Consider the following 26,985-nt stretch of genomic DNA (forward strand, 5'->3'; position numbering starts at 1 on the left):
TCACGCGGCCGCCAGAATGATGTCCCAGTCACCGAACGCGCGCAGGCCGGCGCGTTCGGCGGTGATGAGCGATGCCATGTTGTCGAGCTGGCAGCGGTACTGCGGCTGCAGCCCGGACACCTGCGCGGACAGGGCCATGGCCTGCACCAGATGGCGTGCATGACCGCAGCCACGGGCCTCCGGCAGGGTCAGCACGCCCATGTCGGCAAGCGTCGGATCCAGGCTCCACGGATACACGCTGCCGGCAGCGGCCAGCCGCTCGCCGTCGAAGGCGCCGAATACCTGCCAGTGTTCGAGTTCGACCCAGGCGGCATCGAGATCCTCCTCACTGGCGCTGGCCTGGAACACGTCAAACGCAGCAGCGTCGGCTGGGCCGAGACGGCGGATGTGGGGTGGAGCAGGGTGTTCGGCCAGTGCCGCCAGGGATGCGGTAGGGAAATAGAAAATGCGGTCTGCGCCATGCGTGCGCTGGCCGATGTCGATCAGGCGCTGTTGCAGATGTTCCAGGGTCCAGTGTGCGCGTGCCTGCAGTTGCAGGCGTTCAGCCAGGGCAGGGCGCAGCAGTGCGCGCGCAGGGCCGGAAACCGGCTGCAGCAGCATGCCGTCCTCGCTCTCGTCGAGGTCGTCGCTGCAGGCAATGTGCAGCGCTGGGTCATCCTGCAGGATTCGTTCGCCCGCGAACAGGCGCCGCCAGCAGTTGTCGATCAACGGGGAGAACACATCATCCATGACACGCAACTCACTATCCATGACACGCAACTCACTCAGTGCTGGGGTAGATCGACCTGCAGGCCCGCGGCTTTCCATTCGGGGTAGCCTGCGGCGAGCCGCTGCGCGGTCAGTCCGGCCTCGCGCAGCATCGCCACCGCATCGTTGGAAAGCACGCAGTAGGGCCCGCGGCAATAGGCCACAATGTGGACGGCACGCGGCAGTTCGTCCATCCGTGCATGCAGTTCCGTAACGGGAATGTTCAGCGCGCCGGGCAGGTGCCCCAGCGAGAATTCTTCCTGCGGCCGCACATCCAGCAACACCACACTGTCTCGTTGCTGCAGCAGCTGTTCCACCGTCAGCCCATCCAATGCATCGCGGCGCAGCACGCTGTCGGCAATCACATCGTGCATTTCGCTGCGCTGGTGGTCGGCGTAGTCGCGCAGCGCGGCCATCAGGTTGCCCAGCGGGCCATCACCACTGCGGTACAGGATGCGCTTGCCGTCGCGACGGGTCTGCACCAGGCCAGCGCGGCGCAGCTGCTGCAGATGCTGGGAGGTATTGGCCACCGACAGCCCTGTCAGTTCGGCCAGCCGTTCCACCGCGCGTTCACCCTGGGCGATGTGTTCCAGCAGGGCCAGGCGGTGGGCATGGCCGAGGGTGCGGGCGATCTCGGCCAGTGCTTCCAGCGGCGAGGGGGGCGGCTCGGTTGCGGCGTTCATGCGGCGCACGCTAGCATCGCTCTATCATTCAAGCAAATAATTGAAGGTGCGCGATATGAGCGGGTTGGCGACATGGGTAGTGGACGCGGTGCTGATCGGTGTGGGCGCGACCGCAGTGATGGATCTGTGGGCGCTGTTGCAGCGGCGCCTGCTCGGCATTCCTTCGTTGGACTTCGCGATGGTGGGCCGCTGGCTGGGCCATCTGCCGCGCGGGCGCTTCCGCCACGATGGCATCGGCCGCTCGGCGGTGGTCGGCGGTGAACGCGCGCTGGGCTGGACCGCGCATTACCTGATCGGGGTGATCTTCGCCGGGCTGCTGCTGGCGGTGGTCGGCGTTGACTGGGTGCGTGCACCGACCCTGCTGCCGGCGCTGGCCTTCGGCATTCTCAGTGTGGCCGCGCCCTTCTTCATCCTGCAACCGGGCATGGGCGCGGGCATTGCGGCATCGAAAACGCCAGCGCCGGGCAAGGCGCGCATGCGCAGCCTGGTGGCGCACAGTGTGTTCGGTCTCGGCCTGTATCTTGCGGCCGCGCTGTTGGCGGCGGTCGGCGCGGAATGAGCGAGAATCCATGGGGTCACCGGCAACTGGAGCACCCCGGCATGCAGGCAACACACGCAAGCAGCGACGGCATGCCGTTGCCATCGGCGTGGCGCGAAGCGCTGGCCGGCGCGCGCATCGAGCGGCAGTCGATCGGGGTTTCGCGTGCGGACGTCGCCCGCGTGCATCGACCGGGGCAGGCCGATGCCTTCCTGAAATCGGAAGTGATCGATGCCTTCAGTGAGCTGGGTCATGAGATCGCCCGCCTGCGTTGGCTGCAGGCGCAGGGCCAGCCGGCGCCGACGGTGATCGCCACCGCCGAGGACGCTGGCCGGCGCTGGTTGCTGATGAGCGCGCTGCCCGGCCGTGACCTGGCGTCCTCGCCGGAACTCGTCCCGCAGCGGCTGATGGAGGTGCTGGCCGATGCGTTGCGCGGGCTGCATGCGTTGCCGGTGGCAGCATGTCCGTTCGATCAGCGCCTGGCCTCGCGCGTGCAGGCCGCGGTGGCGCGCGCCGAAGCAGGCCTGGTCGATGCCGATGATTTCGATGATGAGCGCCTGGGGCAGAGCGCGCAGCAGGTGCTTGCCGAGCTGCTCGCCAGCCAGCCCGCACATGAAGATCTGGTGGTCAGCCACGGTGATGCCTGCCTGCCCAACCTGATGGTGGCCGAGGGCCGCTTCAGTGGTTTCATCGATTGTGGCCGGCTGGGTGTGGCCGACCGCTATCAGGACCTTGCGCTGGCCGCGCGCAGCCTGGTCCACAACTTCGGCGACACGCGTTGGGTCGCGCCGTTGTTCCAACGCTACGGCGCGGTGGCCGACGAGCGCCGGCTGGCGTTCTACCGGTTGCTCGACGAGTTCTTCTGAGCCCGCGCATGGCTGGCGATGGCCGCGCAGATCAGGCCACCGACCACGCTCAGGTGTTCCAGCGCGAAGAACAGGGCCAGCTGCTGTTCGGCGCCGTGCTTGTTCCAGAAGGTATGCACGATGACGATGGTCAGCAGCATGAACACCGCCAGCGCGCCGCTGCCCAGCCAGAGCAGGCGATCAAGCAGCAGGCACACTGCGCCGCCCAGCAGCACCACGGCGCTGGCGATGTTGAACATAACAGGCGGTTGCAGCCCGGCCGCCTGCATTTCGGCCACGCTGTTGTCCCACGCCAGCAGCTTGGCCAGGCCCGAGGACAGGAACACCACGGCCAACAGCAGTCGGGCGAGGAACCACAGCACGCGGCTGTCGAGCAGGGTGGTGATCATCCGTGGCATGCAGGAACTCCGGGTTGAGCGTGGGACAGGCCGCGCAGCATCGGGCCTCAACCGCAGTTGAGGTCAAGGCTGGCTGAACGGAGCCCGACCTCGGCCGGATCGTCAGCTTCTAATTGGACGAACGTTCGTTCACTATTTTCGCCATGAACCGAGCCGACCGCAACGAGCAACGCATCGCGCAGATCCTGCAGGCCGCCCTGCAGTGCTTCCTCGTGAAGGGATTCCACCAGACCAGCATGCGTGACATCGCGCAGGCGGCCGGCGTCAGCCTGGGCAATCTCTACAACCACTTCCCGGGCAAGGAAGCGATCATCCTTGCAGTGGCGGTGGCCGAGAGCGAAGAACTGGCACCGTTGCTGCAGCGACTGGCCGCGTCCGATGGCGAACGCACACAGGTGATGGCCTTCCTGCAGGACTTCCATGCGCTGTGCCGGCAGCCGGAATGGGCAACACTTGCGGTCGAGGTGCTGGCCGAGAGTGCACGCAACCCTGCCGTGGCCGAGGCCTTTGCGACCAACCGCAGGCAGCTGCAGCAGGCGCTGGGCGATGCCCTGCAGCGTGTTGCGCGGCGCGAGCGGCGGCGACCCGCGCTGGCCCCGGCGCTGCAGGCGCAGGTGCTGTTGGATGCGATCGAAAGCGATGCGCTGCGTCGGGGACTGGGCGAAGCCGATGGCACCGACGATGCATCGCTGGATCTTGGCCTGCTCGCGCTGCTGCTGGGGGCGCGTGCATGAGCACCGTGGACCGGCGGTTGCACGGGCTGGACCTGGCGCGTTACCTCGCACTGGCCGGCATGGTGCTGGTCAACTTCCGTCTGGCGATGGCCGTGCCTGCACAGGGTACGAGCTGGTTGGCAGGCTTCTTCCATCTGCTGGAAGGCAAGGCCTCGGCGACGTTCGTCACCCTGGCCGGGCTGGGCCTGGTGCTGGCAACGCAGCGGCAGCCCTGGTGGCAGGCCAGCGTGCAGACCTGGCGGCGCGCCGTGTTCCTGCTGGTGCTGGGCCTGCTCAACCTGACCCTGTTCCCGGCCGATATCCTGCACTACTACGCGGTGTACTTCGCGCTGGCGGTGCTGTGGCTGCGAGCATCGCCGCGCATCCTGCTGGCCAGCATCGTGGCGTTGGCATTGGTTTCGTTCTGGGCGCTGCTGCACTGGAACTACAGCGAAGGCTGGAACTGGCAGACGCTGGAGTACGCCGGCCTGTGGCAGTGGCCGGGTGCGGCGCGAAACCTGTTGTTCAACGGTTTCCACCCGTTGATGCCATGGCTGTGCTTCTTCCTGCTGGGCATGCTGCTGGCGCGCATGCCACTGGCGCAGCCGCGGGTGCAACGCGGGTTGCTGGTGCTGGGCCTGCTGCTGATCGGCGCCGGCCATGGTGTGCAGCATCTGGCGCAGGGAACGCCGTGGCAGGCATGGCTGGGAACGCAGCCGATGCCGCCGGGTCCTGCCTATGTACTGACCGGGGCGGGCGCGGCCTGCAGTGTGATTGCCGCCTGCCTGTGGCTCACGCGGGTACACCCGGGTGACTGGCTGGAACCCTTCACGGCGGCGGGACGCATGACCTTGACCCTGTATGTCGGCCACATCCTGCTGGGCATGGGCACGCTGGAAAGCCTGGGCCTCCTGGACGGCAGCGCGTCATTGGCCTCGGTACTGCTATGGGCACTGCTGTTCCTGATGCTCGCGACCGCTGCGGCGTGGCTGTGGTCATGGCAGTTTGCGCGCGGTCCGCTGGAGGCAGTGATGCGGCGCATCGCAGGCTAGTTCTTTGGTTGCACCGCACGATGTTGTGACGGACATGTCTGTGTCGCAGCGAAGTCATCTGCGATAGTGGCGGCAGGTAATACTCTCCGTTTGCATCCATGTCATTCGCTTCGGCGCAGCATCTCGGCGAAGTCCTTCAGCAATCCTATGGCATCACCGCCACTGCGGTGGTGCCGCGCCCGGTGGGCGCCGACGCCAATGCCAGCGTGTATCGCATTGATGCACGGCACGGGCAATGGTGGCTGAAATGCCGGAACTACCAGGTTGATCCCTCGGTATGGGACAGCCTGCATTGGCTGCGCGGCACCCTCGGCATAGACGAAATCGTCGCGCCATGGCCGGCGCTGACCGGCGGCGCGTCGGTGCAGCGCTGGGGCCTGCAGTTCACCCTGTTCCCCTATATCGAAGGCCAGTCCGGCTTCGAGGCGGCGCTGAGCCGCACGCAGTGGCGGCGGCTGGGGGAGGTGCTGCGGCGCCTGCACGGCGCGCAGCTGCCAGTGGCGCTGCAACAGGCGCTGCCGATCGTACGGCTGGAAACTCCGGCGCTGGAGACGGTGGGGCAATGGTTGGCCGGTGAAGGGCTGGCGGTGGCGCAGGACGGGCTGGGGCGCGCATTCGCTTCGGTCTGGGATCAACAGCATGCGCGCATCGCTGCGCTGCATGCGCACGCGCTGGAGCTGCACGCTGCGTTGAAGGATGCGCCGGTCGACCTGCATCTGTGCCACACCGATCTGCATGCCGGCAATCTGCTGATGGGCAACGACGGCGGTCTGCATCTGATCGACTGGGATGGCCTGTCACTGGCGCCGCGTGAGCGCGACCTGATGTTCATCGGTGGCGCCGTGGGCGGTCGCTGGGGCCGCGAGAATCCGCTCGATTTCGCGGAGGGCTATGGCGGCGACCTCGGGGATCCGCGCTGGATCGCGTGGTACCGGCATTGGCGGATCCTGCAGGACCTGATCGAGTTCCAGCAGGTGCTGCTGGGCAGCGACGGTGAGGAGCGTTCGCCGCAACTTCGCCGGCAGTCGCTGCATTACCTGGGAGAGCAGTTCGCGCCGGGCAATGTGTTCGATGCGGCGGAGCGGGTGTATCGGGCGTTGGATTAGATTCTGGGCCGTTGCCAGGATCGCGCCGGGTAGAGTCGACTGTTAGTCGACTGCTCTTCGATTGGAACGGGCAAAGCCCGCGCTGCGCGCGATAGTCGACTAACAGTCGACTCTACCAAGGGCTTGTCCATCGAGGCGGTTTTCATTCGGCGGGCTTGGCTGCTGATGAGGCCGCAGCGCTCGCTGCGCGGCGCGACAGCACCGCTTCGCGGTGGGCGATGTAGGCGTTGGCGGCGAGGATGATGCCGGCACCGACGATCGTCCATCGATCCACGGTTTCATTGAACAGCAGCCAGCCGCACAGCGTCACCAGTGGCAGCTGCAGGAAGCTGATCGGGGTCAGCGCCGAGACTTCGCCCAGGCGCAGCGCACGTGTCCACAGCAGCTGGCCGATGGTGCCGAGCACGCCGGTGGCCAGCAGCCACAGCCAGGCCACGCCGGTCGGCCAGACCCAGACGAACACTGCCGGGATCAGCGACAGCGGCACCCAGAACACGTAGGTATAGAGCACCACGGTGTCGGCGCTGTCGATGCGGGTCAGCTGCTTGATCTGGATCGCCACCAGCGAACTGAGCACGGCCGCACCCACCGCCACCAGGCTGCCCGCAGTGAAGCCCGCGGTACCGGGGCGGACGATCACCAGCACGCCGATGAAACCGACCACCACCGCGGCCCAGCGGCGCACGCGCACGACCTCGCCCAGCCACAGCACGGCGGCGATGGTGACGAACAGCGGCGTGGAGTAGGAGAGCGAGACCGCCTGCGCCAATGGCAGATGGCCCAGCGCCCAGAATGCGCACAGCATTGAGCCGAGGCCAATCGCACTGCGTACGAAGTAGCGCGGCAGCTGCTGCGTCTTCAGCGGCGCGTGGCCCGGCCGCAGCAGCATCGGCAGCAGCGCGAGCAGTCCGAAGGCGTTGCGGAAGAACGCCACTTCCTGGGTGGGCACGTAACGGGTGGCATAGCGGATCGCCACCGCCATCAGGCCGAACGCCAGGGTGCTGCCGAGCATCAACAGCGCCGCCCGCATCGGGGTGGCGCTGGGGGAGAGGACGGGGGTGTTCACCACTGTGCGCCGAGCAGGCGGGGCTCCGGTTCGATCGGCACGCCGAACTTTTCCAGCACCGAGGCCGAGATGCGGCGGGCCAATGCCAGCAGTTCAGCGCCGGTGGCGTTGCCGTGGTTGACCAGCACCAGCGCGTGGCTCGGCGCCACGCCGGCATCGCCTTCGCGGAAGCCCTTCCAGCCGCAGGACTCGATCATCCATGCCGCCGAGACCTTGCGCTTGCCGTCCTGGTCGGACGGAAACACCGGCAGTTCGGGGAAGTGCTGCAGCAGCACGTCGACCTGCTCCAGCGGCAGCACCGGGTTCTTGAAGAAGCTGCCGGCATTGCCGAGCACATCCGGGTCGGGCAGCTTGCGGCGGCGGATCGCGATCACCGCATTGGCCACGTCCACCGCGCTCGGCAATTCCACGCCCTGCGCCTGCAGTTCCTCGCGGATGCCGGCGTAGTCCATGCGCAGGTCATGCAGCAGCGGCAGCTTCAATTCGATGGCGGTGATCAGGTAGCGATCGGGCTGTTGCTTGAACACGCTGTCGCGGTAGGCGAAACCACATTGTTCGTTGTCCAGCCGTATCCAGGCCTGTTCCTGGCAGTCCCAGGCTTCGACGGCCTGGATGAACTCGCCGACCTGCGCGCCATAGGCGCCGATGTTCTGGATCGGCGCGGCACCGGCCGTACCGGGAATCAGGGCCAGGTTCTCCAGCCCGGACAGGCCTTCCTGCAGCGACCACATCACCAGGCCGTGCCAGGGCACGCCGGCGCCGGCGCGGATCACCGCATGGTCGGCGCGGTGCTCAAGGAAACTGATGTCACGGTTGCCGAACACCAGCACGGTGCCGGGGAGGTCTTCGGCGATCAGCACGTTGCTGCCTGCACCCAACACCAGCAGCGGGCCGCTGGCCACGTCGGGCAGGGCGAGTACTTCCGGCAGCAGCGCCGCATCGTGCAGTTCCAGCAGCTGAGCCGCGCTGGCCTGCACGTGGAAGGTGTTCAGTGCCTGCAGCGGCGCGTTGCGGGTGAGCGTCCAGCGCAGCGGGGCATTGCCATCGACGGTATCCATGGGCGCGCTCACAGCGGGGCCACCGCGCCGCGGCTCGGCGCTTCGCGGCGGCGACGGATCGCCTCCACGCACTCCGATACCAGCGACGGGCCGCGGAAGATCAGGCCGCTGTAGCACTGCACCAGCGCCGCACCGGCAGCCATCTTGGCCACCGCGTCGGCACCGGACAGGATGCCGCCAACGCCGATCAGCGGCACCGATTCGGGCAGGCGCGCGCGCAGGCGGCGCAGCACCAGCGTGGACTGTTCCAGCACAGGCGCACCGGATAGGCCACCGGCTTCGTTGGCCAGCGGGTCGCCGGCCACCTTGCTGTGGTCGACGGTGGTGTTGGTGGCGATCACGCCGTCCACCTGCAGTTCGCCCAGTACGCGCGCGGCGGCATCGATGTCGCGTTCGCTGAGGTCCGGTGCAACCTTCACCAACATCGGCACGCGGCGGCCATGCCGGGCGGCCAGGCTTTCCTGGCGCTCACGCAGCTGGCTGACCAGCTGGCGCAGCGAGGTTTCTTCCTGCAGTTCGCGCAGGCCGGCGGTGTTCGGCGAGGAAATGTTGACGGTGATGTAGTCGGCCAGCGGGTACACCTTGTCCAGGCAGGCGATGTAGTCATCTGCGGCCCGTTCGTTGGGGGTGTCCTTGTTCTTGCCGATGTTGATGCCGAGCATGCCGCGACGGTTGCGCGCGCGCTCGACGTTGCGCACCAGCGCGTCCACGCCCGCATTGTTGAAGCCCATGCGGTTGATGATCGCGTTGTGTGCCGGCAGGCGGAACAGGCGCGGCTGCGGATTGCCGGCCTGCGGGCGCGGGGTGATGGTGCCGATCTCGACGAAGCCGAAACCCAGCGCGAACAGCGCATCGATGTGCTCGCCGTTCTTGTCCAGGCCGGCGGCCAGGCCGACCGGATTGGGGAAGGTCAGCCCGAACACCGTGCTGGGCATCGGCGCGATGCGTGCGGCCAGCAGCGGCGTGGTGCCGGTGCGATAGGCCAGGTCCAGTGCGGACAGGCCGAGGCCGTGGGCGCGCTCGGCGTCGAGCGAGAACAGGAAGGGGCGGGCAAGCGAATACATGCGTCGGTTCAGTCCAGCGTGCCGAGGAAGGCTCGGGTTCGATATTCAAAAGCAACCTGGCCGTCGACCGCGTGGGCGGCGAACAGGTCCTGCAGAGCATCGATCATCGACGCGTGGCGCGGATGACCGGATTGGGGAGCATAGGAGGAGGACAGCAGGCGCCCGCGCAGGGCATCGAAGTCCAGATGCTGTACGTTCGGCAGCTCGACCATGCCGCGCAGGCCGGGGCCGAACCAGGCCTGCATGGTGGCATCGTCCTGGTAGCGCTCGGCCACGGCGGAGTAGTCGGTGCCGTAGTCCAGCAGCAGCTGTTCGTAGCCGACCAGGAACGGGCTGGCATCGAGCAGGCGCGAATTCCAGTAGATCAGCGCTTGGCCGCCGGGGTGCAGGATGCGCTGCCATTCGGCGCGCACCGCCACGGTATCGAACCAGTGGAAGGCCTGCGCGACGCTGACCAGATCAATGCTGGCATCGGCCAGTCCGGTGGCCTCGGCGCGGCCGTCGACCGCGCGGAACCGTGGGTACTGCGGTACCAGCCATTGCTCAGCCGCGCCCCGCATGGCCGCATTGGGCTCAACCGCAACAACGGGATGACCGCTGGCCAGGAACTGGCGGCTGGAAATGCCGGTGCCGGCGCCGATATCGGCGACCAGCGCCTCGCGGTTGACACCCATCGGGCCGTGCAGCCAGTCCAGCAGGGCCGGCGGGTAATCGGGCCGGTAGCGGACGTAATCGGCGACGCGGCTGCTGAAGCGTTCAGTGCTGTCGGAGGCGGTCATGGCGCTCAGTTCGACATCGCAGCGAGCCAGGCCAGGCCGCCGAAGAACAGGATGAAGACCAGGATGGCGGCGATCACCGCGCCGACCATCACCCAGCCCAGTACCAGGCCGGTGACGGCCAGGCCATCGCCTTCCAGCTCATGCGGGCGGCGGCGGATCTCGGCGCGGGCCATGTGCCCGGTGATGATGGCCACGATGCTGGCCACGAAGGGCAGGACGGTCCAGCTGGCGATGCCCATGACCAGGCTGACCACGGCCAGGGCGCTTGTCTGTCGGGGTGCCACGCTCATCGGGGTCCTCCTTGGCAGTGTGCACATGATAGTGCCTCTGCCCTGGCAATCCCATGCCCGGAGGATACGATGGTAGGCGTCGACCTTGGTCGACGAAAGGCATGCCAACCAAGGTTGGCAGCTACAGGTATGCCGGTGTCAGCCCATCAACACCTGGCCGCCATCCACGTTGAGCACGCTGCCGGTGACCCAGCGCGCCAGCGGCGAGCACAGGAACAGGGCGGCATCGGCGATCTCGCGCGGGTGGCCGAAGCGGCCGAACGGAATCTTCGCCAGCGTACCGTGGTACAGGGCGGGATCTTCGGTGCGGCGGCGGTCCCAGAGGCCGTCATCGAACTCGATCGAACCCGGTGCGATGGCATTGACCCGGATCCGATCCTTGGCCAGCGCCAGTGCCTGCGAGGTGGTGTAGTGCGACAGCGCGGCCTTGGCGGCGGCGTAGGGCGCAGCACCGGGACGCGGCTGCTGCGCGGCAATCGAAGAGAGATTGAGAATGCAGGCGTCACTGGACGCACGCAGCCAGGGCAGGGCCAGGCGCGAGGCCCTAACGGCGGCCATCAGATCGATCTGCAGGCTGGCCGCCCAGCCATCCTCGTCGTCGGCCATGCCATAGCCGGTGGCGTTGTTGACCAGCACGTCGATGCCGCCGAGTGTGTCGGCGGCTGTTTGCAGCCAAGCCTGGATCTGGCCAGCGTCGGCCAGATCGGCGGAGAACGTATGCAGTTCGAAGTTCTGCGCCCGCGCATCGGCGCGCAGTGCATCCAGACCGACCTGGCCTCGGGCGCAGACCGAAACCTGCGCACCGGCGCCGGCAAACGCCAGCGCCATTTCACGACCGATGCCCTTGCTGCCGCCGGCGATCAACACACGGCGGCCGGTGAAATCGAGGATCGGAGCCCCTGCGGGGATCCGACCCTTCTCTTGGGTCAGATCCCCGGAGGGGCTCTGACCCACGGACGTGGCCGGATCCGTTGCCATCACAGATCGAACTTGATGCCCTGGGCCAGCGGCAGCGAATCGGAGTAGTTGATGGTGTTGGTCTGGCGGCGCATGTAGACCTTCCACGCATCCGAGCCGGACTCGCGGCCACCGCCGGTGTCCTTCTCGCCACCGAACGCGCCGCCGATTTCCGCACCGGACGTGCCGATGTTGATGTTGGCGATGCCGCAGTCGCTGCCGGCCGCCGACAGGAACTTCTCGGCGGTCTTCAGGTTGGCGGTGAAGATGGAGGACGACAGGCCCTGCGGCACGCCGTTCTGCATGTCGATGGCTTCGTCGATGGTGTCGTACGGCATCACGTACAGGATCGGCGCGAAGGTCTCATGCTGAACCACGGCGTCGCTGTTCTTCAGGCCGGAGACAATCGCCGGCAGCACGAAGTTGCCAGCGCGATCGATGCGGGTACCACCAGTTTCGATGGTGCCGCCGGCGGCCTTGGCCTGGGCGATGGCATCGAGGAACTGCTGCACGGCGCCATCGCTGTTCAGCGGGCCCATCAGGTTGGCGGCGTCGGTCGGGTCGCCGATCTTGCCTTCCACCTGCTTGTAGGCCTTGACCAGGGTGGCCAGCACGTCGGCGTAGATCGAGCGGTGCACGATCAGGCGGCGGGTGGTGGTGCAGCGCTGGCCGGCGGTACCGACCGCGCCGAACACGATGCCCGGCACGGCCAGCTTCAGGTCGGCGGTTTCGTCCAGGATGATGGCGTTGTTGCCACCCAGCTCCAGCAGGCAGCGGCCGAGGCGACGCGCGACCTTCTCGTTGACGGTGCGGCCAACCTGGGTCGAGCCGGTGAAGCTGATCAGCGGCACGCGACGGTCATCGACCATCTTTTCCGACAGCGCGGTACCGGCATCGTTGATCAGGAAGAAGATGTCCGGGAAACCGGCTTCGCGAAGAGCGTCGTTGCAGATCTTCATCGAAGCGATGGCGGTCAGCGGCGTCTTGTTGGACGGCTTCCAGATGCACACGTCGCCACAGATGGCGGCCAGGAATGCATTCCAGCTCCACACCGCGACCGGGAAGTTGAAGGCCGAGATGATGCCGACCAGGCCCAGCGGGTGGTACTGCTCGTACATGCGGTGGCCGGGGCGCTCGGAATGCATGGTGTAGCCGTACAGCATGCGGCTCTGGCCCACGGCGAAATCGGCGATGTCGATCATCTCCTGCACCTCGCCATCGCCTTCCGGCTTACTCTTGCCCATTTCCAGGGCGACCAGCGAACCCAGCGCGTCCTTGTGTTTGCGCAGTGCTTCACCGCACAGGCGCACGGCTTCACCGCGGCGCGGCGCCGGCGTGGTACGCCAGACCTTGAAGGCTTCCTGGGCGCGGGCGACGACGGTGTCGTACTCGGCCTCGGTGGTCGCGCGGACCTGCGCGATCGGCTCGCCGGTGGTCGGGTTGACCGGGGTGATCAGCTCACCGCTGGTCGCGCTCGACCACTCCCCGTTGCCCAGGTACGTGCCAGCGTTGATCGCGTCCAGGCCAAGGGACTTGAGCAGCTCGGAAGACATGCAGACTCCTGTATTTCGTTACGTTGTTTGGTGCCATCGCGGGCAGGTGGGGGACGCGATGAACTGAGCCGCCGATGGTAGCAGAGCAACCCGCACAGCCATGGTGCAACGCGCCAGTAAAATGCGATGGAACACGAACGCTTGGAGGGCAGGGGCGCTTACCTGTAAACTTCCCGGCTGCATGGCCCCGTAGCTCAGCTGGATAGAGCGTCCCCCTCCTAAGGGGAAGGTCGCCCGTTCGAATCGGGCCGGGGTCACCATCCGCTGCAGCCTCCTGACAGGTGCTCGCCGGGGTTTCACCGTAACCCGAGCCCGCCCAGCACCGTCGCGACCTCTTCCCGCTCGCCATCACGCAGCCCCTGCAACGGCAGTGGCAGGCAGTCCTCGCCGCACAGCCCCAGCAGCGCCGCCGAGCAGGCCATGACGCGAATCCCGCCGAACCGGTCGTACAGTGACCAAAGCGGTGCCAGCCGCGCAGACAGGGCAATAGCGCCCTCCGCATCGCCGCTACCCACGGCCCGCGTGATCTGCAGCGCAACCTCGGGGAACAGCCCGGCGGTCACCGAATACCAGCCATCGCACCCCGCCAGTAGTCCACGCACCGCAGATGCGTCACCACTGACGCCCAACGTCACATGTGCGGGAACGCACGCACGGAGTGCCGCAACACGCGCGGCCGCATCGGCCGGATCATCAGCAAGGCGCGGAATCTTGATCGAAGCGATGTTGGGCAGCGCGGCAATCCGGCCATGCAGTGCATCGGTGAAGCGGAAGTGCGTGGTGCCTGGGTTGTCATAGACGCAGATCGGCGTGCGCACCGCCGCACAGATGGTTTCAAACAGCGCTTGCACCTCATGATCCTTCAGGGGCTGGTAGGACACGGGCGCGAGCAGCAGGCCTGCGGCACCCGCATCTTCGGCATCCAGGGCCAGCTCCAGCACATCCCGGGTGCGTAGTGCGCCGATGCCAGCGATGACCGGTACGCCTCCTGCGTGGGCCAGGGCCTCGCGCAGCACGCGCTTGCGTTCACGCTTCTCCAGATAGGCATAGCTGCCGGTGGAGCCAAGCACGCCCATCGAGTCAACTCCGGAATCGGCCAGGCGCTCGACCAATCCCGCAAATGCCCGAAAGTCGATGTTGGATTCAGAGAGGGGCGTAAGTGGAAACGCGCTGAGGCCTTTGAACATGGGATCTCCCGAATCTGGGGTGGGCTGGGTGCTACCGCGCTTGGGGCGTGGCGTCTGGACGCCTGGAATTGTTTATTGTCCTATGACAAAACTCAAGCGCCACCGTGCAGCGTGTCTGCCCGGTGCAAATGGCGCACCATGAGCGTCATGAAGCCGAGCCTTTGCCCTGTCCAGCCTCCGCACTACGCCACCATCGCCGATTGGCTTGATTCCGCCGAGGCCACCCAGCGCTGGGCAGGCCCCGGTGTGCCGTTTCCCTTACCGTCGGAACGGTTCGCGCAGGTGCTCGAACTCGGGTTGCGGCCGGGCTGGGCGCTGCTGGACGAGCAGGGCCAGTGCCTTGGCTTTGGCCAGTACTGGATGACCGACGCCTGCACCGCACACCTGGGCCGCATCATTGTTTCGCCATTGGCGCGCGGGCGCGGCCTTGGCCGGCTGCTCATGCAGTCCCTGGGGGAACAGGCGCTGCGCGAAGACGGTATGCAACGCCTCACCCTGCGCGTCTATCGTGACAACGCAGCCGCCGTTGCCCTGTATCGCGACCTCGGTTTCCAGCAGGTCGACGCGTCCTCGACGCCAGAACTTCTATTCATGCAGCACATGGCGGGCTGAGACCGCTCAGGCCGGTGTGGCGGCCTGCAGGGCAAACCACTGCTCGCGGGTGATGCGGCTGATGTGCTCGGTGCGGTAGTCGCCGAGAAAGCTGTTGAACTTGTCCACTTCGGTATGGTGATGCTGAAAACCGCATTTGCTCTGTGCGCTGAGCGATTGCAGGTTGTCAGCGAAGTAGCCGCACCACAGTGCGTCCAGTTCCAGCTGCATGAAGGCGTGTCGCATCACTTCGCGCACCGCTTCGGGGACCAGCCCGCGGCCCCAGTACGGGACGCCGATCCAGTAGGCGATCTCACCCTCTCGATTGCTGATCTCGAAATTGCTGTCAGCGCCGATCAGGATGCCGACACAGCCGATCGCGTGGCCGTCCTCGCGGCTCTGCAGGGCGTAAACCTCCGGCCGGTTGAAGACAGTGCGGATGATTTCGGTACTTTCCTCGACGCTGGCGTGCACCGGCCAGCCGGCGATCGGCCCGACGCGCGGGTCGCGGGCGTACTCGTACAGATCGGCGGCATCGGTGTCGCGCCAGGGGCGCAGGATCAGGCGTTCAGTGTGCAGCTGCATGGCAGTTCGCGTGGCCGTTCCAGGTACAGAAAGAGAGTGCAGAGGCTAAGTTCCGGCGCATCGCGGGCACAGGGCGGGACCTTGATGATTCCGGTACTTTTGACAACTCAATGCCGAGGGCCGCTATGCTGTGCCCCGGAATCCAGCCGGAAGGGCCCATGGACCGCATACCCCAGCTTCTGGATCAGGACGAATCCATGCGCCTGGAGGTCAGCACGCTGGCCGAGGGGCAGGGCGTCCCGTTGTCGTTCGGCCACGCCTATCTGGCGGTACTGGTATGCGTATCGGGGTGCGCACGCTTTGCACTGAACTTCCGCGAGGTGGCGATGCAACGGCACGATGTGCTGGTGCTGGCCGAGGACACGCTGGCGCTGCTGCGGCAGCGCTCACGCGGCTTTCTGGCCGTGGTCTGCCTGATGCCCAAGGCGCTGGCGTCGGAGGTGGCTTATGTACTGCCCAATGCGCTGTTCCAGTTCCTGCACGAACAGCCGCACTGTCGGCCGTCAGCGCTGGATCTGCCGCTGCTGCAGGGCTGGCTGCAGCTGATGATGGACGCGCAGCACAACGGCGGACGGCACCGCCATGTGATGCTGCGCAATCTGCTGCAGAGCTTCTTCCTGAAGATGGCCACGCTGCTGCCGAAGCAGAAGCGGGTGCCGGCACAGGTCAGCCGGCGCGAGCGCCTGGCCTGGAACTTCTGGGAGCTGGTGGGCCAGCGCAGCACGCGCCAGCGTGACGTGCAGTCCTATGCGGAGGCGCTGTGCATCACCCCGTTCTATCTCTCGCAGCTCACCCGCGAATGCTTCGATGAAACGCCGAAGGCGTTGATCGACCGCCAGGTGGTGCTGGAGATCAAGGCGCTGCTCACGTACAGCGAGTTGCCGATCGGACGCATTGCCGATCGCCTGCAGTTCGAGGATGCGTCGTACCTGTGCCGGTATTTCCGGCGACATACCGGTCAATCGCTGACCGGCTACCGCCGAGCGGGGCAGGGCGGGACTAGTGCGATACGAACAGCGGCGCCGGCACTTCGGCCAGCAGATCCTCGGTGACCCCGCCAAGCACGCGCTCCACCACCCGGCTGCGGCTGTAGGGGCCCAGAACCAGCAGATCGGCTTCGGCGTCCAGCACGTGCTGGCGGATGGTTGCGGCGATGCCGCCCTGGCTCGAGTTGATCGCCTGTACTTCCACTTCAACGCCGTGCCGCGCCAGATGCTGGGCCATCTCGGTACCGGGTGCGCCTTCGGTCTTGGGCGTGTCGACCATCAGCAGGTGCACGGCCTGTGCACGGGCGAGCAGCGGCAGCGCATCGGCCACCGCGCGACGCGCCTGTTTGCTGGCATTCCAGGCCACCACGATGCGACGACCGACCTGTTCACCGCGCCAGTGTGGAGGCACCAGCAGCATTGGCACGCCGGTCTGGCGCAGCGTGCCCAGGGGCCGCCAGCCGCTGGGGGCGCCGGGCGTGTGCGGATAGCCGGCGATGATCAGGTCGCAGTACAGCGATTGCAGGGCCAGGTCGGCACCGCCCAGATAATCCGAAACGATGCGTAGCTCGGTGCTGATCTGCAGTGGTTCGGACACGGCACGCAGGTTCTGCATCAACTGCGCGGTACAGGCCGCGTCGGCGCGCGCTTCATGATCGAGCGCTGCGGCAATGCCGGCGCCACGCGCGAACCCGTTGGCGATGTCGGTGGGATGCTGGGCAGTGGACACTGCGACCAGATGCGCCTGCTGTGCCTGCGCCAAGTGGGAGGCGATGTTCAGTACGCGTTGTCCGGTGTCGCTGGCATCGAACAGCACAGCGATATCGCGTAGGGGATGCAGCATGGCCTTTCTCCTTCGATGCCTGTGACGCGTTCCCTGCCATGCACCGACCCGGGTGCACCGGACGCAGCTCCCTTGTAGCGCATCTGCGATTCGGATGAATCACTTTTGATTCAGTTTATTAATTGATGATTCATGCTAGCGTGGCCGTATTCCCGGTTTCCGACCCTTTCATGCGACCCGCCACCGCCCGCCCACGCCGCGACCTGCACCACGCCCTGGCGGCCACCCTGGTCAGTCATCCGCGCTGCACGCTCAGCGAGCTGGCGAGGGGGGCCGGCATCAGTCGCGCCACCCTGTACCGGTTCGCGCCGACCCGCGAGGCGATCGACGAGGCGTTGTTCGCCGCGGGCTTCGAGCGCCTGGAGGCAGCGGCCAGCTGGTTCGACAAGGGCGCTGATGCGCAGCACGTGCTGGAGCAGGTCACCACCACGCTGCTCGCCGATTGGGAGCTGGTGACCCTGGTGTTCGCGAGGATGATGGAAGAGCAGCAGCGGCAGGGTGACCTGCATCTGCTGCCAGAGCGCTGGGCACCGATCGGCGATCGCTTCGAGGCGTTTTTCCTGGATGGCCAGAAGGCCGGTGTGTTCAACGTCGAGTTCAGCGCGGTGTGGCTGGCGGACTTTTACTGGACCTGCTTCTACGGCATCACCTGGTCGCTTGCGCGCGGTCGCATGGCACCGGCATCTGCAGCGTCCACGCTGCTGGCCTCGTTCCGTCATGGTGCGATGAAAGGGTGACCGTCGTGCTGCCCACGCAGCTGGGCAGGCCTCACGCCTGTTTCAACAGCTCCACCAGCTGGCGCAGGCGATAGGGCTTGGGCAGGAACTCAACCTGCTCGGGTAGCGGCGGCAGCTGCGAGCGGGCGTAGCCGGATGACAGGATCATCCGCGCCTGCGGTTGATCGCGGGCCACGTGTTCGCTGAGTTCGATGCCGGACATGCCGTTGGGCATGCTGATGTCGCTGAACACCACGTCGAAGCGTGCTTCACCCTTCAACAGGGCGGCCGCTTCGTGTGCATCGGCGGTCGTGGCCACGTCGATGCCGAAATCGCGCAGGGCCAGGCCGATCATTTCGCGAAGATCGGTCTGATCCTCCACCATCAATACGCGGATCGGGTCATCGGTCATGGGCAGGTTCCTCCATTGCGGGAAGCAGCAGGCTGACCGTGGTGCCGACACCGGGCGTGGTGGACACGTCGACGAAGCCGCCGCTCTGGGTAGTGAATCCGAACACCTGGCTCAGGCCCAGGCCGCTGCCTTTGCCGATGTCCTTGGTGGTGAAGAACGGTTCGGTAGCCCGTTCGGCGATGTCGGCCGCCATCCCGTGGCCCTCATCGCAGACGCTGAGGGTGACATAGCCACGTTGCAGCGTGGAGTCCGCATCCGGGTCGAGGCGATGCTCCAGCGCGGTGCCGATCAGGATGCGGCCGCCTTCAAGGGTAGCATCTGCGGCATTGGCGACCAGATTGGCCAGCGCCGTCTGCAGCTGCAGCGCATCGGTGTTGATCGCAGGCAGGCCGGGCGCCAGCTGGGCATCCAGCACCACCGTGGGCGGGCAGGCGCGTTGCAGGTCCGGCAGCCACTGCCGTATCAGCGCATTGATATCCAGTGGTTCGCGGATCAGGGTCTGCCCGGTGCTGAAGGCCAACAGCTGGCGGGTCAGCAGCGCACCGCGATCGGTCGCAGTCTGCGCCGCATCAAGCAGTTCGGCGGCACGTGCATCGTCACCGTTCACGCGCAGGGACAGCAGGTCCAGCGCATTGCCAATGGTGGTCAGCAGATTGTTGAACTCGTGCGACAGCCCGCGGCTGAGGCGGCCGACGGTCTCGAACTGTTGGGTATTGCGCAGCGCGCGCTGGGCATCACGCAGCAACCGCTGTGCCTGCCACTGCTCGGTGATGTCGCGGGTGATCTTGACGAAGCCGAGTAGCTCGCCCGCTTCGACGACCGGCTCGATGACCACGCTGGCACGGAAAGACGAGCCATCGCGGCGCACTCGCCAGCCTTCACTGGCGACGTGGCCCTGCTGCGCTGCGAGGCGGAGCAAGCGCTGCGGTTCCCCGGCTTCGCGATCGGCAGCCAGATAGAAACGGCCAAAGTGCGTGCCGACCACTTCATCGGCTGAATAGCCCTTGATGCGCTCCGCGCCCGGGTTCCAGCTGCAGACGATGCCATCAGGATCAAGCAGGTACAGCGCATGGTCGCGCACGCTGTCGATCAGCAGTCGCAGTTGGCGAGAAGGGTCCGTCAGCACGGACGTCGTAGAGGCATCAGCGTCCACGTACAAATAAGTGTTACCCCTGTGAGGGACGTGAAGCTAGGCATTCAAGTGTGAAGGCGGTGTGGAGGCGCGGCACGTGCCAATGGTCCTGTGCGGCTGAATACGACACGGAGTACCATCACCCACCTTTTTGTCTACTGGAGCCGACCTGCATGCGTCCTGGTGCGACCACGCGTGACCGCTGGATCTGGATGACCTCTGCTGTGCTGCTGGGCGCGACCATTGCACTGGAGCTGGTGGTGCCGCTGGGCTACGCGGTATGGCTGGCTTACTTCCTTGCCGTGGGCGTGACGGTGTTCCAGCGCAGTGCGCGGGCTCCATTCATCGTGGCGGTGCTCGCCTGCATTCTGTTGATTGTCGGCTATAACGTTGCACCGGCCAGCTCGAACTCGGCATTCTCGTTTGTCAATCGCAGCATCGGCGGCGGCGCATTCCTGATGATCGCGCTGATTGTTTCCCGAGCGATCCAGGCCCGGCGCCAGGCGATGCGGGCGTTGTGGCTGCAGGAAGCCGAGAATGCAGTGGCGATGAGCCTGCGCGGCGACCTGGGCCCGGAGCAGATCGCCGACGCGGCGGTGACCCGCCTGGCGGAGCAGCTGCGCGCCGACGTAGGGGCGGTCTATCGGCTGGAGGGCGGACGGCTGCAGCTCACCGGTGGCATGGCGCTGCCATCCGGCACACCCGCCTCGTTGTCGTTGCAGGAAGGGCTGGCCGGGCAGGTCGCGCGTGATGAGCGCATCCGTCACCTGCACGGCGACGAGGCAGCTGTGCTCGAACTGCAGACCAGCCTGGGCCGGTTGCCGGTGCGCGAACGCATCCTGGCGCCGATCAACAGCGATGGCAGCGTGGTGGGTGTCATCGAGCTGGGCCGGGCGCGCATCGGTGACCAGCAGGGCCTGGACGACGAACTGCTGGAGCGCTGCGCCGAGACCATCGGCATGGCCCTGCGCGCGTCATTGCTGAGGGCGCAGCTGGTGGTCCTGCTGGAAGAATCGCAGCGTCAGGGCGAAGAACTGCAGGCCCAGCAGGAAGAGCTGCGCGTGGCCAACGAGGAGCTGGAAGAGCAGAGCCGCAGCCTGTTGCAGTCGCAGAGCCATCTGGAAGAGCAGCAAGCCGAGCTGGAGCAGAGCAATGTCCAGCTGGAAGAGCGTACCCATGAACTGGAGGCACAGAAGCAGGCGCTGCTGGTTGCGCAGGGGCAGTTGGTCCGCAACAGCAATGAGCTGGCTGCCACCTCGCGTTACAAGTCCGAGTTCCTCGCCAACATGTCGCACGAGCTGCGCACGCCACTGAACAGCTCGCTGATCCTGGCCAAGCTGCTGGCTGACAACAAGGACGGCACGCTGACCGAAGAGCAGGTGAAGTATGCCCGCGCGATCCTGTCGTCCAACAACGATCTGCTGGCGCTGATCAATGACATCCTGGACCTGTCGCGCATCGAGGCCGGCCACGTCGAGCTGGCCGATGAAGTGGTGGTGACGGGCAGCGTACTGCAGCGCCTGCGTGAGACCTTCGAGCCGATGGCGCGGCAGAAGGGCCTGGCCCTGCAGATCGAGGCCGATGCGATGGCACCGACCCAACTGGTGGCCGACAACCAGCGCCTGCAGCAGATCCTGAAGAACCTGCTGGCCAATGCCCTGAAGTTCACCGAGCACGGCAAGGTCAGCCTGCACGTGCGCGCTGGCGGCAATGGGCGCGTGCGTTTCGATGTCTGTGATACCGGCATCGGCATTGCCCGCGAGCAGCTGCCGGTCATCTTCGAGGCGTTCCGCCAGGCCGATGGCAGCACGCGTCGCCGCTACGGCGGCACCGGCCTGGGCCTGTCGATCTCGCGCGACCTGGCCGAGCGCATGGGCGGCAGCATCCAGGTTGACAGCGAGCCGGGACGCGGCAGCTGCTTCATTCTTGAGCTGCCGCTGCAGGGTGCGCCGGCGTCCGAAGCTCTCCCGGCGATGGCGACGGAAGCTGTTCCGTTGCCAGTGGCAGCACCGGCGCCCGCTCGTGTTGTGGCTGCGCCTGCGGCTGTGCCCCCCGCTGCTGTGTCGATGGCAGTTGCGAGCGTGGCGGATGACCGGGGCCGGCGCCAGCGCGCCGGTCGGCTGATCCTCGCAGTGGAGGATGACACCACCTTCGCCGAGGCGCTTGTGTCACTGGCCCATGAGCTGGACTTCGACTGCGTGGTAGCCAGTACGGCCGAAGAGGCCCTGGCGCTGGCCGCCGAGCTGCGTCCGAACGGCATCCTGCTCGATATCGGCCTGCCCGACGTTTCCGGTCTGAGCGTGCTGGAGCGGCTGAAGCGCAATCCGGACACGCGCCACATCCCGGTGCATGTGGTTTCGGCGATGGATCGCAGCCAGGTCGCGCGCGAGTTGGGCGCGATCGGCTTCGCGATCAAGCCGACCACACGTGAGCGACTGGCAGCGGCCATCGAGCAGCTGGAACAGACCAGCCGGCGCGATGTGCGGCGCCTGCTGATCGTCGAGGACGACAGCGAGCTGCGCCGCAACCTGGAGCTGCTGCTGGGCCGCGAGCAACTGCAGATTGTCGCCGTCGGTACTCTCGCCGGCGCGCTGGAACAGCTCAGCACGGTTACCTTCGATTGCATGGTGATGGATCTGTCGTTGCCGGATGGCAGCGGTTACGACCTGCTCGAGCATATGGCCAGCAACGATGACGTCGGCTTCCCGCCGGTGATCGTCTACACCGGCCGTGCGCTCAGCCGCGAGGAAGAGCAGAGTCTGCGACGCTACTCGAAGAGCATCATCATCAAGGGCGCGCGCTCCCCGGAGCGACTGCTGGACGAGGTGACCCTGTTCCTGCACAGCGTCGAGGCCAGCCTACCCAGCGACCAGCAGCGCCTGCTGCGCGAGGCACGCCGCCGCGATACCGTGCTCGATGGCCGTACCGTGCTGCTGGCCGAGGATGACGTGCGCAACATCTTCGCGCTGTCCAGCGTGCTCGAGCCGCTGGGCGTGACGTTGGAGATCGCGCGCAACGGCCAGGAGGCGGTGGATCGCCTGGCTGAGCGCGAGGTCGACCTGGTGCTGATGGACATCATGATGCCGGAGAAGGACGGCCTGGCCGCGATGCGCGAGATCCGCGCGCAGCGCCACTTGCAGGACCTGCCGATCATTGCGCTGACCGCCAAGGCCATGCCGGACGACCGCGAACGTTGCCTGCAGGCCGGTGCCAATGACTACATCGCCAAGCCGATCGATGTCGACAAGCTGGTCTCGCTGTGCCGGGTCTGGTGCTCGCGGCAATGAACGAGCAGGCGCTGTTCGATCTGGAACTGAAGGTGTTGCTGGAGGCGTTGTACCAGCGCTACCACTACGACTTCCGCAGCTATGCGGTGTCGTCGCTGCGCCGGCGCATCCGCCAGGCCATGCAGCGTTACGAGTGCGAGCGCCTGGCGGACCTGCAGCATCGCCTGCTGCATGAGCCGGAGCTGTTCGCCCAGGCCATGCAGTTTTTCACCGTGCAGGTCTCGGAGATGTTCCGTGACCCCGCCTATTTCCGTGAGCTGCGCGAACAGGTGGTGCCGGTGCTGCGCACCTATCCGTCGGTGAAACTGTGGGTGGCCGGTTGCAGCACCGGCGAGGAAGTGTGGTCACTGGCGATCCTGCTGCATGAGGAAGGCCTGCTTGATCGCAGCATCGTCTATGCCACCGACATCAATCCGGCCGCGTTGGCCACCGCCGAGGCGGGTGCCTATGGCATCGACCGGATGGCCCAGTTCAGCCGCAACTACCTGGCCGCCGGTGGCACCGCGTCGCTGTCCGACTACTACGCCACGGCCTACGATGGCGCGGTGTTCGACCGTCAGCTGCGCCGCAACGTGGTGTTCGCCGACCACAGCCTGGCCACCGATACCGTGTTCTCCGAAGTGCACCTGGTGTCGTGCCGCAACGTATTGATCTATTTCAACCGTGATCTTCAGGACCGGGCCGTGGGCCTGTTCCGGGAGGCGCTGGTGCACCGCGGATTCCTCGGCCTGGGTAGCAAGGAGTCGCTGCAGTTCGGGCGCCACCACGATGCCTTCGCGGTCTGTTCGCGCGAGCATCGCCTGTACCGGAAGGTTGCCTGATGGCGGTGCAGGCTCGCCCTGCGGTGCTGGTGGTCGGCGCCTCCGCGGGAGGTGTTGCCGCGCTGCAGGTGGTACTCGGCGCACTTCCGGCCCGGTTGCCGGCGCCGGTGCTGGCCGTGCTGCACCTGCCGCGAGACCGTACCAGCCGCATTGCCGAAGTGCTGGCGCCCTACTGCGCGCTGCCGGTGCGCGAGGCGGAAGACAAGCAGCCGCTGCAGCCCGGCACGGTGACGTTCGCCCCGCCGGACTATCACCTGCTGGTGGAGGACGCCGGCGCGGTGGCGTTGTCGGTGGATGCGCCAGTGCTGTTCTCGCGCCCGGCCATCGACCCGCTGTTTGAATCGGCCGCTGCGGTGTTTGGTCCGCAGGTGCTGGCGCTGCTGCTGACCGGTGCGAGCAGTGACGGCAGCGAAGGGGTGGCCGCCGTGCGCGCCGCTGGCGGCCGCGCCTGGCTGCAATGTCCCGAGGAGGCCGAGGCATCGATGATGCCGGCCTCCGCCCTGCAGCACGCTGGCGCCGATGCCGTGCTGCCCCTTGAACTGATGTGTCGTCGCCTGAAGGAGTTGTTTGCATGAACCTGCTGCCACCGGACCCTGCGCAGTCGCAGTCCCCGGTCAACCTGCTGATCGTCGATGACGTGCCGCAGAACCTGGTGGCCATGCAGGCGCTGCTGCAGCGCGAGGGCGTGAATCTGCTGCTGGCCGGTTCCGGCGCGCAGGCGCTGGAGCTGCTGCTGGAGCATGAGGTCGCGCTGGCCCTGCTGGACGTGCACATGCCGGAGATCGATGGCTTCACCCTGGCCGAGCTGATGCGCGGTTCGCATCGCAGCCGCACGGTACCGATCATATTCCTGACCGCCTCGCCGGATGATCCGGTGCGCGCGTTCAAGGGCTACGAAACCGGCGCGGTGGATTTCCTGCACAAGCCGGTGGCGCCGCAGGTGATCCTGAGCAAGGTCAACGTCTTCATCGAGCTGTACCAGCAACGGCAGTTGCTGAAGGCGCGCAACGAGGCGCTGGAGCGCGCGCTCAAGCTCAACGAGACGATGGCTGCGGTACTGACCCACGACCTGCGTACGCCGCTGTCGGCGATCCTGCTGTGCGCCGACAAGCTGGCGCTGGACCTTCCGCAAGGCAACGCGGGTGCGCAGCAGACGCTGCAGTATCTGGAGGCCAGCACCCTGCGCATGGCGCGGATGGTGGAGCAGCTGCTGGACTTCTCTCGGATCCGCAGCGGCGGCCTGCGCCTGCAGGCCAGTACCTGCGATCTGGCCGAGGTCACCCGCGCGGTGGTGGCGGAGGTGGGCAGTGCGCATGGTGCAGGCCGGATCCGACTGGATACACACGGCGATACGCAGCTTCAGGGCGACCTGGATCGACTGGGACAGGTTGCAGCAAACCTGATCGGCAATGCACTGACGCATGGCAACGAGGCACAGGTCGAGGTGGATGGCCGTGACCCGCGCAACGTGCTGCTGCGGGTGCGCAATGCCGGTGAGATAGATGCGGCGCTGCTGCCGCGCCTGTTCGAACCGTTCAAGGCCAGCTTCCACCAGAGCAATGGACTTGGCCTCGGCCTGTACATCGTCGATCAGTTCGTGCGGGCGCATGGAGGCCGTATAGGTGCCCGCAACGAAGCAGGGCAGGTGGTGTTCGAGGCGTTGTTGCCAAGGCGCAATGACGGGGCGCTGGCGGCTGCAAGCTGAATTCTTCAGCAAACGTTTCCGGATACTGAGACGGGCTCGTCCGCAACTGCTACCGTGGCGACTCACGTTGCCAAGGAAGCTCCATGCCATTGCGTGCCATCGCCTACGTCAGCAAGGTGCTGCCGGATCTTTCCGCCGAACGCCTGCATGTATTGGTCGAGGATGCGGCACGCTTCAACAAGCTGGCCGGGGTGACCGGCGTGCTGCTGCATGACGGTGACCGTTTCCTGCAGTACATCGAGGGACCACCGGACGGCATCGATTCGGTGTATGAGCGCATCCTGCAGGCGGGCAGCCATATCGACATCGTCGAGCTGGCGCGCGGCCGGCTGGGCCAGCGCCAGTTCCCGTACTGGTCGATGCGCGCGCTGCCGGTGGAGGCGGCGCTGTTGCGTCAGCTGTCTGCCAGTGACTGGTCCGGCTTTACCCGCGCACTGCAGGGCGATCGTTCCGCGCCGACGCCGGTGGACCTGCTCGACAGGGTGGTGCAGCCGGTCCTTCACGTCGGCTGACCCCGAACCACAGGCTCAGCGTGGATCGCCACCACAGTAGGCGGCATGCAACGCCTTCAGTACACCCAGCGCCGGGCCATCGACCACGCGGTAGTGGATGGCCTGCGCCTGGCGGCGGGTCGCCACGATATCCAGTTCGCGCAGCACCGCCAGATGCTGCGACAGCGCCGATGCACTGAGCCCGGTCAGCGCCTGTAGTTCCGGCACCGGCGCTTCGCCTTCCACCAGTCGGCACAGCACGCGCAGCCGCGCAGGATGGGCCAGGCTCTTAAGCAGCGTTGCAGCCTCGGCGGCGTGTTCGGCCATGGCGGCGCTGTCGAGCGGGGTGCGGGCCATGGTTGACCTTTTTGTTTAGAAGTGTCTAATTTAGATAAATCTAAATCAAAGGGCAATCCCATGAGCGGCGTGAAAGAGGGCAGGGCATGAACCTGCCATGGACCGCGGTGGCTGGCGGAGCGCTGATCGGCGCCGCCGCGGTGTTGCTGCTCGCCACTGTCGGGCGCGTGGCGGGTATCAGTGGGATCGCCGCGGGCAGCCTGCGCGCAGCAGAAGGCGAGCGCGGCTGGCGCTGGGCATTCCTGCTGGGCCTGCTCACAGCAGCGGGGCTGGTGCTGTGGTGGCAGGCGTTGCCCGAGGCCTCGCCACGCGTGCTGTTGCGCGATGCCTTGCCGGCCTGGCAGTTGATCTGCGCCGGCCTGCTGGTGGGCTTCGGCACGCGCCTGGGCAGTGGTTGTACCAGTGGTCATGGCGTCTGTGGCATGGCCCGCGGCTCGAAGCGTTCGCTGCTGGCAGTGCTGGTGTTCATGGCCTGCGCAATGCTGACCACGTTCCTGATCCGGCACGGCGGAGGGCTGGCATGAGTCGCGCACTATGGGCCGCCGCTGCGGCCGGTGTGCTGTTTGGCGCTGGGCTGGCGCTTTCCGGGATGACCGACGCGCGTCGCGTGCTCGGCTTCCTCGATGTCGCCGGTGATTTTGATCCGACGTTGATGTGGGTGCTGGCCTCGGCGCTGCTGGTCAGTGCGGTCGGGCAGCGCTGGGTGCTGCGACGCGCGCGTCCCGGGTATGCGGCCCGCTTCCAGCTGCCCACCGCACGTGATGTCGATGCGCGCCTGCTGCTGGGCGCCGCGCTGTTCGGTATCGGCTGGGGATGGGCTGGTTACTGCCCCGGACCGGCCATCGCGGGGCTGGCGGTGGCATCGCGCGAAGCGCTGTGGTTCGTACCCGCGATGCTGTTGGGCTTCTGGCTGCACGACCGCTTCGTGCGCTGAGGCTTCACCCCTGTGTCACCTTGGATCGGGTCAGATCCATGGACCACGGGGAAAGGAGCGTAGTGAT

The 26,985-nt window shown here is 66.5% G+C and carries 31 protein-coding genes and 1 tRNA gene; 16 read left to right on the forward strand and 16 right to left on the reverse strand.

The genetic code is table 11. From position 1 onward, the window contains the following. Entirely contained in the window at positions 1-729 is a 729-nt protein-coding gene (locus AC3ITW_RS09445) for a GNAT family N-acetyltransferase (protein WP_180889731.1), read from the reverse strand. A gap of 35 nt (positions 730-764) precedes the next feature. After that, positions 765-1,430 (reverse strand): ArsR/SmtB family transcription factor, encoded by a 666-nt coding sequence (locus AC3ITW_RS09450; RefSeq protein ID WP_100434524.1) that lies wholly within the window; start codon positions 1,428-1,430, stop codon positions 765-767. 55 nt (positions 1,431-1,485) lie between these two features. Between AC3ITW_RS09450 and AC3ITW_RS09455 the strand changes: the two genes are divergently transcribed. Both AC3ITW_RS09455 and AC3ITW_RS09460 read left to right on the forward strand, forming a co-directional pair. Then, positions 1,486-1,989 (forward strand): DUF2938 domain-containing protein, encoded by a 504-nt coding sequence (locus AC3ITW_RS09455; protein ID WP_006362676.1) that lies wholly within the window; start codon positions 1,486-1,488, stop codon positions 1,987-1,989. Between the two features lie 41 nt (positions 1,990-2,030). Beyond that, positions 2,031-2,834, forward strand: a complete 804-nt coding sequence (locus tag AC3ITW_RS09460) for an APH(3')-II family aminoglycoside O-phosphotransferase (RefSeq protein ID WP_489390272.1) — start codon at positions 2,031-2,033, stop codon at positions 2,832-2,834. Here the strand turns inward: AC3ITW_RS09460 and AC3ITW_RS09465 are convergent. Then, complete coding sequence (locus AC3ITW_RS09465; RefSeq protein ID WP_012510850.1) at positions 2,807-3,232, reverse strand: DoxX family protein; 426 nt, start codon at positions 3,230-3,232, stop codon at positions 2,807-2,809. The genes AC3ITW_RS09460 and AC3ITW_RS09465 overlap by 28 nt on opposite strands. A 143-nt stretch (positions 3,233-3,375) precedes the next feature. Between AC3ITW_RS09465 and AC3ITW_RS09470 the strand changes: the two genes are divergently transcribed. The 3 genes from AC3ITW_RS09470 (at position 3,376) to AC3ITW_RS09480 (ending at position 6,103) form a co-directional block, all read left to right on the forward strand. Further along, positions 3,376-3,966, forward strand: a complete 591-nt coding sequence (locus AC3ITW_RS09470) for a TetR/AcrR family transcriptional regulator (RefSeq protein ID WP_489390273.1) — start codon at positions 3,376-3,378, stop codon at positions 3,964-3,966. Further along, positions 3,963-4,997 (forward strand): DUF418 domain-containing protein, encoded by a 1,035-nt coding sequence (locus tag AC3ITW_RS09475; protein WP_489390274.1) that lies wholly within the window; start codon positions 3,963-3,965, stop codon positions 4,995-4,997. The genes AC3ITW_RS09470 and AC3ITW_RS09475 overlap by 4 nt, the downstream gene beginning before the upstream one ends. Positions 4,998-5,095: 98 nt before the next feature. Next, positions 5,096-6,103, forward strand: coding sequence for an aminoglycoside phosphotransferase family protein (locus tag AC3ITW_RS09480; RefSeq protein WP_197584490.1), 1,008 nt, complete (start codon positions 5,096-5,098; stop codon positions 6,101-6,103). Positions 6,104-6,245: 142 nt separating this feature from the next. Here AC3ITW_RS09480 and AC3ITW_RS09485 read toward each other — a convergent pair whose 3' ends face one another. From AC3ITW_RS09485 to amaB, 7 genes are all read right to left on the reverse strand, one after another. After that, positions 6,246-7,133: a DMT family transporter gene (locus tag AC3ITW_RS09485; protein WP_041864507.1), complete on the reverse strand. Its 888-nt coding sequence runs from the start codon at positions 7,131-7,133 to the stop codon at positions 6,246-6,248. 32 nt (positions 7,134-7,165) lie between these two features. Then, positions 7,166-8,227: a UDP-N-acetylmuramate dehydrogenase gene (gene murB / locus AC3ITW_RS09490; protein WP_012510855.1), complete on the reverse strand. Its 1,062-nt coding sequence runs from the start codon at positions 8,225-8,227 to the stop codon at positions 7,166-7,168. A gap of 8 nt (positions 8,228-8,235) precedes the next feature. Further along, on the reverse strand, positions 8,236-9,291 hold the full coding sequence (locus AC3ITW_RS09495) for a quinone-dependent dihydroorotate dehydrogenase (protein ID WP_100434528.1): 1,056 nt from the start codon (positions 9,289-9,291) through the stop codon (positions 8,236-8,238). 8 nt (positions 9,292-9,299) lie between these two features. Beyond that, positions 9,300-10,070: a class I SAM-dependent methyltransferase gene (locus tag AC3ITW_RS09500; protein ID WP_489390275.1), complete on the reverse strand. Its 771-nt coding sequence runs from the start codon at positions 10,068-10,070 to the stop codon at positions 9,300-9,302. 5 nt (positions 10,071-10,075) lie between these two features. Then, positions 10,076-10,360, reverse strand: coding sequence for a DUF4190 domain-containing protein (locus AC3ITW_RS09505; protein WP_010484694.1), 285 nt, complete (start codon positions 10,358-10,360; stop codon positions 10,076-10,078). A 138-nt stretch (positions 10,361-10,498) separates the two neighbouring features. Further along, positions 10,499-11,338, reverse strand: coding sequence for an SDR family NAD(P)-dependent oxidoreductase (locus tag AC3ITW_RS09510; RefSeq protein WP_448122871.1), 840 nt, complete (start codon positions 11,336-11,338; stop codon positions 10,499-10,501). After that, entirely contained in the window at positions 11,338-12,870 is a 1,533-nt protein-coding gene (gene amaB, locus AC3ITW_RS09515) for an L-piperidine-6-carboxylate dehydrogenase (protein WP_012510860.1), read from the reverse strand. The genes AC3ITW_RS09510 and amaB overlap by 1 nt, the downstream gene beginning before the upstream one ends. A gap of 183 nt (positions 12,871-13,053) precedes the next feature. On the opposite strand from amaB, the gene AC3ITW_RS09520 reads away from it, so the two are divergent. After that, positions 13,054-13,130 (forward strand) — tRNA-Arg (locus tag AC3ITW_RS09520). Positions 13,131-13,166: 36 nt separating this feature from the next. Here the strand turns inward: AC3ITW_RS09520 and AC3ITW_RS09525 are convergent. Then, positions 13,167-14,057 carry a dihydrodipicolinate synthase family protein gene (locus tag AC3ITW_RS09525; protein WP_012510861.1) on the reverse strand — a complete coding sequence of 297 codons (891 nt, stop codon included), beginning with the start codon at positions 14,055-14,057 and terminating at the stop codon, positions 13,167-13,169. 138 nt (positions 14,058-14,195) lie between these two features. Here AC3ITW_RS09525 and AC3ITW_RS09530 point away from each other — a divergent pair, with 138 nt between their 5' ends. Beyond that, positions 14,196-14,669 carry a GNAT family N-acetyltransferase gene (locus AC3ITW_RS09530; protein ID WP_006362963.1) on the forward strand — a complete coding sequence of 158 codons (474 nt, stop codon included), beginning with the start codon at positions 14,196-14,198 and terminating at the stop codon, positions 14,667-14,669. A gap of 6 nt (positions 14,670-14,675) precedes the next feature. Here AC3ITW_RS09530 and AC3ITW_RS09535 read toward each other — a convergent pair whose 3' ends face one another. After that, positions 14,676-15,233: a GNAT family N-acetyltransferase gene (locus AC3ITW_RS09535; RefSeq protein ID WP_100468300.1), complete on the reverse strand. Its 558-nt coding sequence runs from the start codon at positions 15,231-15,233 to the stop codon at positions 14,676-14,678. Positions 15,234-15,391: 158 nt separating this feature from the next. On the opposite strand from AC3ITW_RS09535, the gene AC3ITW_RS09540 reads away from it, so the two are divergent. Beyond that, a complete protein-coding gene (locus AC3ITW_RS09540) occupies positions 15,392-16,285 on the forward strand; it encodes a helix-turn-helix domain-containing protein (RefSeq protein ID WP_489390276.1) in 894 nt (297 codons plus the stop codon). On the opposite strand, the gene AC3ITW_RS09545 is transcribed toward AC3ITW_RS09540, so the two are convergent. Continuing rightward, positions 16,233-17,063 (reverse strand): universal stress protein, encoded by an 831-nt coding sequence (locus tag AC3ITW_RS09545; RefSeq protein WP_012510865.1) that lies wholly within the window; start codon positions 17,061-17,063, stop codon positions 16,233-16,235. The two genes, AC3ITW_RS09540 and AC3ITW_RS09545, sit on opposite strands and share 53 nt — an antisense overlap. A gap of 170 nt (positions 17,064-17,233) precedes the next feature. On the opposite strand from AC3ITW_RS09545, the gene AC3ITW_RS09550 reads away from it, so the two are divergent. Beyond that, positions 17,234-17,800 (forward strand): TetR/AcrR family transcriptional regulator, encoded by a 567-nt coding sequence (locus AC3ITW_RS09550; protein WP_012510866.1) that lies wholly within the window; start codon positions 17,234-17,236, stop codon positions 17,798-17,800. A gap of 31 nt (positions 17,801-17,831) precedes the next feature. On the opposite strand, the gene AC3ITW_RS09555 is transcribed toward AC3ITW_RS09550, so the two are convergent. After that, a complete protein-coding gene (locus AC3ITW_RS09555; protein WP_006362973.1) occupies positions 17,832-18,191 on the reverse strand; it encodes a response regulator in 360 nt (119 codons plus the stop codon). Then, entirely contained in the window at positions 18,181-19,344 is a 1,164-nt protein-coding gene (locus AC3ITW_RS09560; RefSeq protein ID WP_012510867.1) for a two-component system sensor histidine kinase NtrB, read from the reverse strand. Before AC3ITW_RS09560 ends, AC3ITW_RS09555 begins: the two co-directional genes overlap by 11 nt. A 152-nt stretch (positions 19,345-19,496) precedes the next feature. On the opposite strand from AC3ITW_RS09560, the gene AC3ITW_RS09565 reads away from it, so the two are divergent. The 5 genes from AC3ITW_RS09565 to AC3ITW_RS09585 all read left to right on the forward strand — a co-directional run bounded on the left by AC3ITW_RS09565 (position 19,497) and on the right by AC3ITW_RS09585 (position 25,648). Next, a complete protein-coding gene (locus AC3ITW_RS09565) occupies positions 19,497-22,610 on the forward strand; it encodes a response regulator (protein WP_489390277.1) in 3,114 nt (1,037 codons plus the stop codon). Beyond that, a complete protein-coding gene (locus tag AC3ITW_RS09570) occupies positions 22,607-23,431 on the forward strand; it encodes a CheR family methyltransferase (protein ID WP_006362979.1) in 825 nt (274 codons plus the stop codon). Before AC3ITW_RS09565 ends, AC3ITW_RS09570 begins: the two co-directional genes overlap by 4 nt. Then, on the forward strand, positions 23,431-24,006 hold the full coding sequence (locus AC3ITW_RS09575) for a chemotaxis protein CheB (protein WP_012510869.1): 576 nt from the start codon (positions 23,431-23,433) through the stop codon (positions 24,004-24,006). The genes AC3ITW_RS09570 and AC3ITW_RS09575 overlap by 1 nt, the downstream gene beginning before the upstream one ends. Continuing rightward, positions 24,003-25,136 carry a hybrid sensor histidine kinase/response regulator gene (locus tag AC3ITW_RS09580; protein ID WP_489390278.1) on the forward strand — a complete coding sequence of 378 codons (1,134 nt, stop codon included), beginning with the start codon at positions 24,003-24,005 and terminating at the stop codon, positions 25,134-25,136. Before AC3ITW_RS09575 ends, AC3ITW_RS09580 begins: the two co-directional genes overlap by 4 nt. An 83-nt stretch (positions 25,137-25,219) precedes the next feature. Beyond that, positions 25,220-25,648 carry a BLUF domain-containing protein gene (locus AC3ITW_RS09585; protein ID WP_448122880.1) on the forward strand — a complete coding sequence of 143 codons (429 nt, stop codon included), beginning with the start codon at positions 25,220-25,222 and terminating at the stop codon, positions 25,646-25,648. A gap of 15 nt (positions 25,649-25,663) precedes the next feature. Here AC3ITW_RS09585 and AC3ITW_RS09590 read toward each other — a convergent pair whose 3' ends face one another. After that, entirely contained in the window at positions 25,664-25,984 is a 321-nt protein-coding gene (locus AC3ITW_RS09590) for an ArsR/SmtB family transcription factor (protein ID WP_012510872.1), read from the reverse strand. A gap of 86 nt (positions 25,985-26,070) precedes the next feature. Here AC3ITW_RS09590 and AC3ITW_RS09595 point away from each other — a divergent pair, with 86 nt between their 5' ends. Together AC3ITW_RS09595 and AC3ITW_RS09600 are read left to right on the forward strand one after the other, a co-directional pair. Further along, entirely contained in the window at positions 26,071-26,508 is a 438-nt protein-coding gene (locus AC3ITW_RS09595) for a YeeE/YedE family protein (protein ID WP_012510873.1), read from the forward strand. Further along, on the forward strand, positions 26,505-26,918 hold the full coding sequence (locus AC3ITW_RS09600) for a DUF6691 family protein (protein WP_012510874.1): 414 nt from the start codon (positions 26,505-26,507) through the stop codon (positions 26,916-26,918). The genes AC3ITW_RS09595 and AC3ITW_RS09600 overlap by 4 nt, the downstream gene beginning before the upstream one ends. Positions 26,919-26,985: the final 67 nt, after the last annotated feature.

It is taken from the genome of Stenotrophomonas sp. KH_052 (assembly GCF_057838755.1).